This is a genomic window from Brunnivagina elsteri CCALA 953 (assembly GCF_002289455.1).
Lineage (GTDB): Bacteria > Cyanobacteriota > Cyanobacteriia > Cyanobacteriales > Nostocaceae > Brunnivagina > Brunnivagina elsteri.
Genome location: NZ_NTFS01000209.1, coordinates 1 through 11,716, shown reverse-complemented (window position 1 = coordinate 11,716; position 11,716 = coordinate 1). Strand labels below are relative to the sequence as shown.

General features: G+C 37.3%; 12 protein-coding genes. 5 read left to right on the top strand and 7 right to left on the bottom strand.

Annotated elements, in window-relative coordinates; genetic code table 11:
* The first annotated feature begins 53 nt into the window (after positions 1-53).
* Positions 54-305 (top strand): RNA-binding S4 domain-containing protein, encoded by a 252-nt coding sequence (locus CK510_RS17900; RefSeq protein ID WP_095722998.1) that lies wholly within the window; start codon positions 54-56, stop codon positions 303-305.
* 3 nt (positions 306-308) lie between these two features.
* Positions 309-725, top strand: coding sequence for an alternative ribosome rescue aminoacyl-tRNA hydrolase ArfB (arfB, locus tag CK510_RS17895; RefSeq protein ID WP_095722997.1), 417 nt, complete (start codon positions 309-311; stop codon positions 723-725).
* A gap of 64 nt (positions 726-789) precedes the next feature.
* Here arfB and CK510_RS17890 read toward each other — a convergent pair whose 3' ends face one another.
* From CK510_RS17890 to CK510_RS17880, 3 genes are all read right to left on the bottom strand, one after another.
* A complete protein-coding gene (locus CK510_RS17890; protein ID WP_095722996.1) occupies positions 790-1,203 on the bottom strand; it encodes a hypothetical protein in 414 nt (137 codons plus the stop codon).
* A gap of 1,156 nt (positions 1,204-2,359) precedes the next feature.
* Positions 2,360-3,061 (bottom strand): hypothetical protein, encoded by a 702-nt coding sequence (locus CK510_RS17885; protein WP_095722995.1) that lies wholly within the window; start codon positions 3,059-3,061, stop codon positions 2,360-2,362.
* Between the two features lie 191 nt (positions 3,062-3,252).
* On the bottom strand, positions 3,253-4,320 hold the full coding sequence (locus CK510_RS17880; protein ID WP_095722994.1) for a D-alanine--D-alanine ligase family protein: 1,068 nt from the start codon (positions 4,318-4,320) through the stop codon (positions 3,253-3,255).
* 214 nt (positions 4,321-4,534) lie between these two features.
* Here CK510_RS17880 and CK510_RS17875 point away from each other — a divergent pair, with 214 nt between their 5' ends.
* Both CK510_RS17875 and hisS read left to right on the top strand, forming a co-directional pair.
* Complete coding sequence (locus CK510_RS17875; protein WP_095722999.1) at positions 4,535-5,980, top strand: aldehyde dehydrogenase family protein; 1,446 nt, start codon at positions 4,535-4,537, stop codon at positions 5,978-5,980.
* A 245-nt stretch (positions 5,981-6,225) separates the two neighbouring features.
* Complete coding sequence (hisS, locus tag CK510_RS17870; RefSeq protein WP_095722993.1) at positions 6,226-7,626, top strand: histidine--tRNA ligase; 1,401 nt, start codon at positions 6,226-6,228, stop codon at positions 7,624-7,626.
* 98 nt (positions 7,627-7,724) lie between these two features.
* Here the strand turns inward: hisS and CK510_RS17865 are convergent, their stop codons facing one another.
* Both CK510_RS17865 and CK510_RS17860 read right to left on the bottom strand, forming a co-directional pair.
* The gene (locus CK510_RS17865; protein ID WP_095722992.1) at positions 7,725-8,117 is read right to left on the bottom strand and encodes a translation initiation factor eIF-2B alpha/beta/delta subunit family protein; all 393 of its coding nucleotides are present in this window, start codon (positions 8,115-8,117) and stop codon (positions 7,725-7,727) included.
* 203 nt (positions 8,118-8,320) lie between these two features.
* Positions 8,321-9,415 carry a DJ-1/PfpI/YhbO family deglycase/protease gene (locus tag CK510_RS17860; RefSeq protein ID WP_095722991.1) on the bottom strand — a complete coding sequence of 365 codons (1,095 nt, stop codon included), beginning with the start codon at positions 9,413-9,415 and terminating at the stop codon, positions 8,321-8,323.
* A 631-nt stretch (positions 9,416-10,046) separates the two neighbouring features.
* Between CK510_RS17860 and CK510_RS17855 the strand changes: the two genes are divergently transcribed.
* On the top strand, positions 10,047-10,457 hold the full coding sequence (locus CK510_RS17855) for a DUF6335 family protein (protein WP_095722990.1): 411 nt from the start codon (positions 10,047-10,049) through the stop codon (positions 10,455-10,457).
* 52 nt (positions 10,458-10,509) lie between these two features.
* Here CK510_RS17855 and CK510_RS17850 read toward each other — a convergent pair whose 3' ends face one another.
* Positions 10,510-11,055, bottom strand: a complete 546-nt coding sequence (locus CK510_RS17850) for a type II toxin-antitoxin system VapC family toxin (protein WP_095722989.1) — start codon at positions 11,053-11,055, stop codon at positions 10,510-10,512.
* Positions 11,052-11,441 (bottom strand): STAS-like domain-containing protein, encoded by a 390-nt coding sequence (locus tag CK510_RS17845; protein ID WP_095722988.1) that lies wholly within the window; start codon positions 11,439-11,441, stop codon positions 11,052-11,054. The genes CK510_RS17850 and CK510_RS17845 overlap by 4 nt, the downstream gene beginning before the upstream one ends.
* Positions 11,442-11,716: the final 275 nt, after the last annotated feature.

The window sequence follows — 11,716 nt, the reverse complement described above, 5'->3', positions numbered from 1 at the left end:
AGTTATACAATTAAGATTAATATTAAGATTGAGATACGGTGCTTTTGAAAATTATGAAAATCAGGGATAACACGATTAAGCTAAATCAGTTTTTAAAGTTAATGGGTATAGTTCCCACTGGTGGACAAGCAAAACTAATTATTCAAGGTGGTGGTGTACAAGTTAATGGTACGCTGGAAACCAGGCGAGGAAGAAAACTAATTCCTGGAGATATGGTAACAGTAGAAGGACAAACGATTGAGGTCAATTTAAATAATGATGAAGTGCCTAATGTACCCGCAACTTTCGGCAAAGAAATTGAATAATTAATGTTGCAAATTTCTAAAAATGTTATTATCCCAGATAGCGAAATTGAAATGAATGCAATTCGCTCTCAAGGTGCTGGAGGTCAAAATGTTAACAAGGTTTCTACTGCTATTCACTTACGTTTTGATATTCACGCTTCGTCATTACCAGATTACTATAAAGAGAAACTTTTGAGTCTCAATGATAGACGTATTACTCAAGAAGGAGTTATCGTCATCAAAGCTCAAGAACATCGTACCCAAGATAAAAATCGAGAGGAAGCATTGAAGCGACTTCGGGCACTTATCAAAAGTGCAGTTGTCTTCCAGAAAAAACGCCAACCCACAAAACCAACTCGTAGTTCCCAAAAAAAACGTCTTGAACAAAAAAATAAACGTGGGCAAATTAAGTCTAATAGAAAGCCGATAATAGATGATTAAATAGGTTTTTTAGTCAATATCCCATATCCCCGACTTCTCAAGTTGGGGATATTAATTAAGAGGTTTATTCTTGGATACCAAATAAATGGTCGATAATATGTCGATTTTCAGATTGCATACCTTTGACTTGAGAAACAATTAGTTCAAAATTTTTCTGGATTACTTCAAAGTTTTTTTGACTGAGACTGGCAACCTCATACATACTTGTAACTGCATTATTTAATTCTTTGACTGAATTTGCATTTGCCTCGATAATTGCTTCAATTCTATCCATTCTTTTAGATGCAGCTAATTGTTCATCTTCTAATTGTTCTATTCTTTGCGTGGCATTTTCACAGCTACGCTCCATAATCTGAGTGATGCGTTCAATTATTTCATCTACTTCTTTTGTTTTTCTCTTTGGTAACATGATTTTTTCCATAGATTTACGAATGCCTTGAGGATTGATTACAGTCTTTTTTTTTGAACGAAAAAACATAATTAGTCTTAATAAATAAACTGTAATTTTAGATAAAAATACTCAGTAGTAAATACGAATATTCAGTTATCAAACAAATAACATAGTGCTGAATATTTAATTCAAATTACTATATCAGTTGTCCCTTAGGGAAACCACGTCACAAAAGCTACAATTATTATTTTGTTTAAATAATTTATTGATAAGTGGTGACGCAAAAATATTTATACATTCCGAAAATCTCAAACCCTCGTCATTGCGACGTAGGAAGCATAAGTCCGTTGGCAAAGCCTTCCCAAGGGGTAGCGGACACGCTCCGCGTAGCTTGCTTCCACGGAGTGGTACGCAATATATATTTAATTTTGCCTAACTACTTATATTTAGATATTTAGATATTTAGATATTTAGTCATCATTAACAGAACTGTAACAGTAATGAATAAAACTTAGATTCCCGACTTCTTTAAAAAGAAATCAGGAATCTGGTTGTTTATAAAAAAAGAGAGTGGGAGGAAGCATATGCGCTTTCAAACTCCCACTCAGGTATTTATCGCTGAAGTGTTCAGAAATAATGCATAAACGTTGTATTTAGGGGGCTAATGTGTGGATACAACAACGAATATACATTAGTTTCTGGTGCGACAAATACCAAGCTTTAATGTTTGGAAATTCTTTTAATAAATGGTATTTGTTATCAGGTAGCAGATGCTATTTCGTGAGTTGATAAGTACTTTTTAGAATAAATCTAGTAGCACTTCTTAGTCATTTAGAAGGTAGTTAATACACCCTGATAACAACACCCTTGAAGTCGTTTATCTTTGTTTAATTTAACTGAGAGAATAGACATTGAGTTGCCAATCTGGCAGGTTTGTTGATTATTTTGATTTTTGATTTTGATTTTGGTTTTGAATTTTGAATTAAATATAAAAATGGTATATTTTACTTCTATTTTTGTTCTTTTAATATCAATGAATACAGAAATATAGTTGAATTTATGGAATATCATCCCAAAAAACACATAAAAAATATGCGTAAACTACGATAAGCGGCGAAATATTGCTGGGGATGCATCAAGAGCAGCAAAGTTTCACGAGCTTAATGCCAAAGGCATATCGCAATTCACACATGGGATTCTAACTAAATATATTTGATGAAAATTCAGATGAAAAAGCTTAAATTTAAGATTGACGGGGGAAATTAGATGCAGAACCTTGCTTGCGAATATCCAAAGAGTCAGCAAGTGACTCTTTGCGGGGATTAAACTGTTTATTTTGTTGTAGTGGTAGAATTGTCACCATTGATTTTGATTTCCGAGGTTTTGAAGAAAATTGTCTCTTCGTTGGAGGTGGGACAAAAACCGGGGGATTTTTGAGCGCACGGGGTTCGGAAAGTCCACGAGGTTGGGGAAATGTATTTGGTTCTAATGGTTCCTGACGTTGGGAAAGACGTGCTTGATAACGATTTACTTGTTTTTGTTTTTTTTGCGGGATTGTTGAGCGATTTAGCCAACGGAAAACGAACAGACTACCACCTGCACAACTCATTGCTATCGCCAGTATCATCCAAAATGGTAATGGGTTTTCATTGTCTACAGATAGACTGCTAATTGGTTCAACAATTTCGGCTTCGACTTCGGGTTGTTCGGTTGTAGGTGTTTTCTGTGCTTCTATATTTTCGACGTATCCCAAACTACGAACGGCAAAATAAGCGCTACCTGCAAAGGTGACAAGCAAACCTACGACTAACAACCAAGGATGATAAGCAATTAAGCGTAAGAAAATATCCAACGCTGGGCTATGCTTCGACTTTGCTATCGTTGAATCAGACGTTGGAGTATTCGTTTTTGGCAACTCCTGCTCTATTTTCTGATTATTTTCCATGATGATATACACATTTATACCCCTCTAGAAGGCTAATTGTACCGGAGGAGTTCACACTGAAGTATCCGTAGTAAAATTTATGATTTAGGTAGCATTTTTGTGACGTTTATAATACAAAAACATACGATTTTAGCATTTTCATTGTAACTTTTACTACTTGCATCAGTGGGGTGTATAAAATAAAATTCCTACTATTTTGAGTCGGGGCTGGAATGCCGTTCTAGAGCAAATTGAATTAACTGGTCAACTAATTGGGGGAAGGGGATACCCGTATTTGCCCACATTTGAGGGTACATACTTGTTGCTGTAAACCCTGGTAATGTGTTGATTTCGTTAATAAAGATTTCTCCCGTTGTTTCGACATAAAAGAAATCTACCCGCGACAAACCGGAAGCATCAATGGCGATAAATGCCTGTAGTGCTAATTCTTGAATTTGGGAAACTATATTTTCTGGAAGTGGTGCTGGTATTAGTATTTTTGATGCACCCTCTGTATATTTTGTCTCGTAGTCATAAAAATCACTACTGAAAGTGATTTCACCGAGAATTGAAGCTTTAGGACTATCGTTTCCTAACACAGCGCATTCAACTTCTCGCGCAACGACACCAGCTTCAATGATAATTCTGCGATCGTAGCTGGCAGCATTATCGAGAGCAGTTTCTAATTCCTTGCGATCGCGAACTTTGGCAATACCGACTGAAGAGCCTAAATTTGCAGGTTTAACGAAGCAAGGATATCCTAAATTAGCTTCGATGTTATCGCAGAATTTGGGGAATACGGAAGAACTTGACCGAATTTGACTGCGAGTCATGGTTATGTATTTAACTTGGGGGATTCCAGCTTGGGCAAATACATCTTTCATGGCTATCTTATCCATCCCCGCAGCTGAACCAAGAACTCCGGAACCAACGTATGGCACTTGCATTAAGGTTAGTAGACCTTGAATTGTACCATCTTCACCATTGGGACCGTGGAGAATGGGAAACCAAACGTCAATTTCTGCGGCTTCTGGGGGTAGTTGCCAAAGGTTTGGTGAAGTGGCAAGATTTTGTAATGGTTGACCTGAGTCTATAACTTGTTGGGAAATTTCACCAGTCTGCCAAGCTCCATCTTTTCGGATGTAGAAGGGAATGACATCATATTTACTGGTGTTTTCTTCGGCTTTGAATGCGCCTAAAATGGCTTTTGCTGACTTGATTGATACTTCATGTTCACCTGAACGTCCACCAAATAGCAAACCTACCCGCAGCTTTGTCATGACAAGTTTCTCCGTCACTCCTCAAATCTTGAATAGCCTACCATAAGATGGCGTTTTTGCTACATGATTTGGGTAACAATTTTTGATGTTGGTTAAGGTTGGTTGGTTAGGGTTGTGAATAAGGGGTATTCTGATGGTATGTTTTTGTGTCGCGCAAAGACGCGGAGAAGAGGGGAAGAGGGGTTTTATTAAATCTAACAATCTAAAATTTATTGTGTCTAAATCAATCGATGTTCGGAACCCACGTACTGGAAAATATGATTATGTAATTATACCTCCGCCGCAGAAGTTATTGGCACAACAATGTCAACGATTGCGGAGGGCACAATTACGTTGGGTTTCTTTGGGTTTGGAAGGACGGGTTGAAGCGCTACAAAGTTGGAAACAGGCGATTATTCAGGGACGTGAGAAGTTAACTGAAGCATTGATTGCTGATACGGGTCGATTATCAATGTCGATATTTGAGGTTGATTTGTTAATTGCTAATATCGATAAATGGTGTATTTTAGCACCAAGATTGTTGCGAGAAAATGAATTTGATACACCAATTAGTCATATTAAGTTGCAGCAAGTAGGGGTTCCTTATCAGTTGGTTGGTGTGATTACTCCTTGGGATTTTCCTTTGCTACAATCTGCGGTTGATACAATTCCTGCGCTGATTGCGGGTTGTGCTGTGGTGGTTAAACCAAGTGAAATTACTCCTCGGTTTATGGCTCCATTAATGACTACTTTTGCGAATATTCCCCAATTAAAAGATGTGTTAACATTTGTTGAAGGTGATGCCGATACGGAAGTTACTTTGGTTGAATGTGTCGATATTATTTGCTTTACGGGTGATATTGAGACGGGGAGAGCAGTAGGAGAGTTTGCTGCACGACGATTCATTCCCGCATTTTTGGAATTAGGTGGAAAAGACCCAGCAATTGTTTTAGAATCAGCCAATATAGATTTAGCGACATCGGCGATTTTATGGGGTGCGATCGCAAATAGTGGTCAGTCAGGTTACGCTATTGAAAGAATTTATGTTGCTGAATCAATTTTTGAAGATTTTTACCATCAACTTGTAGCCAAAGTCCAGCGTTTACTAATAACACATCCGACATTAGAAAGTGAAAATTTAGGTCCAATTATTTCAGCCAAACAAGCTGCAACTATTACCAAACAATTACAAGAGGCAAAGGAACATGGAGCAATTGTACATTGTGGTGGTGAGGTGGAAAATATTAATGGTGGTTGGTGGTGTTATCCAACTGTGTTGACGGAAGTCGATCATTCTATGCTAGTAATGACGGAAAGAAATTTAGCTCCGATTATGCCTGTGATGGCTTTTGCTAACCGACAAGAAGCGGTAGACTTGGCAAATGACTCGATTTATGGATTAGGTGCAGCAGTGTTTAGTGAAAGAGAAGATGATGCGATCGCAGTTGCTGAACAAATACAAGCAAGTACAGTTAGCATTAATGATGCGAGCATTGCTATCCTGCAAATAGGAGCAGTCCAAGGAAGTATAACTCTTCCTGAAGGTGAACAAAATGCATTCAAGTTTTCTGGGATTGGAAATTCGCGAACTGGAACAACTGCACTAACTCGTTTTCTCCGCAAAAAAACTCTCTACAAAAAAACCAAGCCTATTCAAGATTCTTGGTGGTTTAATGGTTAATTGGGATTTGGCTTTAAATATATATTTATAGCGCTTCTCATTTGGGTTAAATACAAAACTATATAAATGAGGGCAAACAACCGTGGGTTCCCCTACAGTATTCTCGATGACCAACTGTATTGTACTGAAGAGATAACCGCTATATTAACCCCAACTTCTAATTATTGTATAGAATACGACTCAATTGCTCGTCTCTACTTAGATAAAAATTCCTAATTTCTAATTCCTAACTCCTAACATTAAGCATGGCAAAAACAGACAAAGTAAATTTCTCTACACCAAGCGGTTTTCCGGAATTTCTCCCCACAGAAAAACGTTTAGAAGTACACTTACTTGATATTATTCGCAAAGTCTACGAAAGCTATGGGTTTACACCAATTGAAACACCTGTAATCGAACGTTTAGAAGTATTGCAGGCTAAGGGAAATCAAGGTGATAATATCATCTATGGAATTAGTCCTATTTTGCCCCCAAATCGTCAAGCCGAAAAAGACAAAGCTGATAAAAGTAGTGATAATGGTTCGGAAGCAAGAGCTTTAAAATTTGACCAAACTGTTCCCTTAGCTGCTTATATTGCCCGTCATCTCAATGATTTAACTTTTCCATTTGCACGCTATCAAATGGATATGGTGTTTCGTGGAGAAAGGGCAAAAGATGGACGTTTTCGTCAGTTTCGTCAATGTGATATTGATGTTGTTGGGAGACGAGAATTAAGTTTGCTCTATGACGCGCAAATGCCTGCTATTATTACGGAAATTTTCGAGAAAATTAATATTGGTGATTTTCGGATTCGTATCAATAATCGGAAAATATTGACGGGTTTTTTCCAATCTGTAGGAGTTGCGGCAAATCAAATTAAAGCTTGTATTGCTATCATTGATAATCTTGAAAAAATTGGGGAAGTAAAAGTTAAACAAGAATTAGAAAAAGAAGGTATTTCCATTGAAGGTATAGATAAAACTATTCAATTTATTAATATTAAAGGTTCCATTGATGAGATGTTAGGTAAACTCAAACATCTTAGTGAATCAATGCCTGAAGCTGAAATATTTAAGTTAGGGGTGACAGAATTAGATACAGTTATTGATGGTGTTCGTAATCTGGGAGTTGCCGAAAATAGATATTGTATTGATTTAGCGATCGCACGGGGATTGGACTACTATACGGGTACGGTTTACGAAACAACTTTACTGGGACATGAAGCTTTAGGTAGTATTTGTTCTGGTGGTAGATATGAAGAATTAGTCGGTGTATTTTTGGGTGAAAAAATGCCTGGAGTGGGTATTTCGATTGGTTTAACTCGTTTAATTAGTCGTTTATTAAAAGCTGGAATTCTGAATCCGTTAGCTGCAACTCCCGCACAGGTAATGGTTTTAAATATGCAAAATGATTTAATGCCAGTTTATTTAAATGTATCGCAACAATTACGAAAAGCCGGAATTAACGTAATTACTAGTTTTGATTCACGACAACTAAGCAAGCAATTTCAACTAGCAGAAAAGCAAGGAATTCAATTTTGTGTAATTATTGGTTCCGAAGAAGCAGTATCACAAACCGCAGCATTAAAAGATTTAAAAACACGCGAACAAATCCAAGTTTCCCTGGATGATTTAGCTGCGGAAATTCAACAAAGATTACAAGTTTAATTTTACATCATAATGTAGAGACGCAAATCTTGCCACGGGGATACTCCCCGTGGCAAAGTTTGCGCGATATATCGCGTCTCTCTTCCGAAATTTATTGATTAAGGAAGCTGATAATAACCCTGACGAGTTCCAGTTACAGGTTCAACAGCTTTTTCTACTCTCTCTTCAGTTGACTTGAGAAATTTCTTGGTGCTGCGGGGTAAAGGTTCATCGAGATTGAGTTTTTCGCGAACATTATCAGCAGTTTCTTTGAGACTATTTTTGGCATTTTCAACTACTCCATTACCATCATAATTGTTGTTGATATCCTTGTTAATGCTTTCATCAGGTGTACCATGATAATAAACACCTTCTGGAGAAACTACTGTATCTGCACTTGCGACTAATATATTGTCGGAATTAACAACTCCTAACCCAAAAAATGTCAATCCAACCAAAAATAAAACCACAGATTGAAGTAGTAAAAAACTTTTTAACCCAGAAAAAAACACGATTCATAACCACTCCTTGTTTGATTGTTTTGAATAATTTAAATATCTTTTTGTTTGCCTTTTATCCACTCTTAACTTCCCCCTGATTGCCCTTATTTTGTAACAATTTTACCCAATTCCATCAGCATTTTAAAACGAATAACAAAAGCGTAGAACCTCTGCTTTTTCCATTATCTACGCTCTGAGATTCGTTCCACAAAGACTTACATTTTTATGGCAGTTCCAGTAGTCGGGTTAGCAGGTTTCACCCCATTTCCTACCCTTGCCCGATACAGTTCCACTAACTGCTGCTCATATACGATTAAGTCTTTGTGGATTTCCGTGAAAATGTCAGTTGATATTGGATCAGTAAATGCTGGCATCAAGTTACCAATATCACCGATACCAGTTTGTACATCACCCAAAGCCGATCGCAATTGGAAGATATCATCACTACCAGTTAATGCACTTTTCAATTTTGCGTACTGGTTAGCAATATTGGCAGCGAATGATGGTTTTTCATCGAGTTGATTGAGTCGTGTTTCCAAAACTTCAATGTGACGTTGTTTATTTGCGATCGCTTGTTGAAAGACTGCCTTAATTTGAGTATCTGACTCTTTTTCTAAGTATTTTTGCAACGCTTCCAGAGAATATTTTTCACCAGCAAGGGCAGTATTTAAACCCTTGACAATTTCACCTTTGGTAGAACCACCCCAAGCATCAGCTAATTTCCACCATTCAGCATTGCGATCGCGTTCATCTGGTAATGCCGCATCTTTACCGCCATAACCCAAACGACTTAAAATAGCGGTGGTAAAAATCGCTAAATCTCCAGGTTGACGGGATGTAATCAAATTGTTGTCTACTACCAATGGTTCATCAAGATAATTAGCACCAGCGTTGATCATATCTTGACGAATTGCGATGAACCCAGTAGCTTTACGACCTTTGAGTAAATCACCCTCAATTAATAATTGTGGTCCATGACAGACAGCAGCGATAATTTTATTTTGTGCGATCGCTTCTTGGACAAAACGTACGGTGTTGGGGTTACGACGCATTTTATCAGGAGCCATTCCACCAGGAATCACAACTGCATCAAATTCGGCAGCAATGGCTTCTGTGGTTGTACCATCAGCTTGAATAGAAACTTTACCCCGTTTACCTTTGTAGGTTTCATTCATGCGGGAACCAAGAACAACTACATCCATTCCTGCTTGTTTCAACCCGTTATAAGGTACTTGAAACTCTGAATCCTCTACATCATTTTCAATCAGGATAGCAACTTTTTTTTTCTTGGAATGATTGAGATTCGCCATATTTCACCCTTGGATTATCTGAATGTCGTTAATTGCTTTTTTTAGTTTGAATTAGCTGGAAATTACGTTTTCTACCACAGAAATAAATGAGCTATAAATTACAATTTCGACTAACATAATTATTCAATACTATCTAGTCAAATCTTGAATTTATAACTCACATATCAAGGAGCTAGTTGATGATATTCATTACTTGCGATCGTAAAATTTAAATTATGATAAATCTTCGCTCTAAAGAGAGATATTACCTTTACTCTTCTATATATTTCTTCCTTCTTCCTTCTTACTTCTTTCTTCCCTCTGTGTCTTGGCGTACTTGGCGGTTCCCTAATCCATATTTTTCACATTAGTGTAGCCATACAAAAATTAAATACAAAGATAAATACAAAGATAAATATAAAGGTAGATATAAAGATAAAAAAATAAGCTATGAGCCATGATAATTACATAACTCATAACTTCACATGAAGTGGCTATAGCGTGAATTGACATTTACTACAATAAGAGGAATCTTTATTTACCTCTTCGCCCCAAAGGTATATATTTTTTCTGCCAAAAGTAGTACTTCTTTGGGAATAAAAGCATTTACAGAGAAAGCGCTATCGTAAAAAAGTAGGCAAAGGACAACATCATGGCTGAAGCAAAAAAAGAAAAGAATTCTAATAGCGAAGCTGAAATTTCCGACTTACCGCAAGAAATTACCGAATCCTACGGTACAGGAGTCAAAGATTTACCAGGATATTACATCGGTGGACCCACAATGCACGATAAAATGAGTCAATACACCGAAACTAGTCCCGAACTAACAGGAGGTGATGTTGATACCTATTGGCAAGATACCGATGCAGTCGGAGATGAAGCAGTTGGAGGTACAACAGCAAATCCCGATCAAAATGTCACAGAAGAAATAGAAACCGCAGTTGGATTAGAAATGAGCGATCGCACTTTTCTTCACACCCAGGATATACTAGAACAACGGGATAATCGACGCTGGGATTTAGACCCAACATCAAGCGAAGACTATCAGGAACGACAAGAATAGAACGGTAGAGACGTTCCCGTGGAGCGTCTAACTAAAACAAAATTTTGTATTTTTAAGATAATAATCTAGGATTTGCCGTTAAAATAGTTAAATTTGTACCACTAAAATCAGCATCATGGGTAACTAACTTTAAACCATTAGCTCGACATAACTCAGCCAATACTTGGTCGTTAAAATCAGCTTCTCCTCCAGCATATTCAATCAAAATCGAAATAATTTCGGCTGATTCAAATCGGCTTTTTGCAGGTTCAGACTTATCTAAAATCTTCCTCGCACGTCGGGCTATTTGTTCGGCAACAGGCTTAAAATGGGAACTATTGCGAAATAACTTAAAATCACCTGGTTTTAAATCTGAGGGTAATTTATTATAAAAAAATCTCGCATAAGCATTAATAAACTCAGATAGTACTAACGAATCAAGTATTATCCGACATCCCGCACCGCGAATTCTACGTAAAGCCGAAGTATATGCATATCTATATTGTGAAGATATGTGACTTGGTGGACCATAAATGTACATCCATATATTCGCGTCAAATAGCACCCCATCGTGGGAGTCAAAGTGATAATTTTCGATGGGGTAAACTAGTTTGGTCATAGCGAATCTTCACCCATAACTGCTGCGATCGCATCTTTAAAACGCTGTGGATTTTTGAGATAGTCTTTTACATCCTTAATCACGCACTCAATATCAGCAGCATCATCGGGGTTAAGACCTGTCAGACTCAAGTTGCTTTCTATTTGCTCTTCAGGAAAATTTGTATACAACCGACTGAAAGCTTCCGCAAGAAATGCGGAGGTAATATCTTCACCACCTTGAAATGATAGACAAACTTTTTTACCAGCTTTTAAAGCCTTAGCCACATGTTCATAGACTCGCTTACCATCCTCACAAACAACACAGTAATTGTCTCCAAGGACATCAGTAACGCAAATCAGAATCGTATTGTCATTGTAAGTAGGGGAGGATATGAAGCGGTTCATTATTAGAAACGGATAATACCATTTTCAATTTATCATCTTAACTCGACATATTGTTTAATTTTGGTTCCCTTAGTACAAGTTTGCAAAAAAGCCATCTGGCTTTGGATATACAGCATTGGGAATACTCAAATTAGAAATTAGGAATTAAATAGGACTTAATATAGAACACCTCTCCAGCCTCTCCTCTTACTAAGGGGAGAGGCTTAAAAATATTATTTTTCGGGAAAAAAAGTCTAGTTTATAACCATCTTTAGTATATTCCCAATGCCCAATAC

Excerpts from the sequence above, each read along its gene's own strand:
- CK510_RS17900 (WP_095722998.1), top strand. The coding sequence starts at position 54 with ATGAAAATCAGGGATAACACGATTAAGCTAAATCAGTTTTTAAAGTTA.
- CK510_RS17855 (WP_095722990.1), top strand. The coding sequence starts at position 10,047 with ATGGCTGAAGCAAAAAAAGAAAAGAATTCTAATAGCGAAGCTGAAATT.
- hisS (WP_095722993.1), top strand. The coding sequence starts at position 6,226 with ATGGCAAAAACAGACAAAGTAAATTTCTCTACACCAAGCGGTTTTCCG.
- CK510_RS17860 (WP_095722991.1), bottom strand. The coding sequence starts at position 9,415 with ATGGCGAATCTCAATCATTCCAAGAAAAAAAAAGTTGCTATCCTGATT.
- CK510_RS17845 (WP_095722988.1), bottom strand. The coding sequence starts at position 11,441 with ATGAACCGCTTCATATCCTCCCCTACTTACAATGACAATACGATTCTG.
- CK510_RS17850 (WP_095722989.1), bottom strand. The coding sequence starts at position 11,055 with ATGACCAAACTAGTTTACCCCATCGAAAATTATCACTTTGACTCCCAC.
- CK510_RS17885 (WP_095722995.1), bottom strand. The coding sequence starts at position 3,061 with ATGGAAAATAATCAGAAAATAGAGCAGGAGTTGCCAAAAACGAATACT.
- CK510_RS17890 (WP_095722996.1), bottom strand. The coding sequence starts at position 1,203 with ATGTTTTTTCGTTCAAAAAAAAAGACTGTAATCAATCCTCAAGGCATT.
- CK510_RS17880 (WP_095722994.1), bottom strand. The coding sequence starts at position 4,320 with ATGACAAAGCTGCGGGTAGGTTTGCTATTTGGTGGACGTTCAGGTGAA.
- arfB (WP_095722997.1), top strand. The coding sequence starts at position 309 with ATGTTGCAAATTTCTAAAAATGTTATTATCCCAGATAGCGAAATTGAA.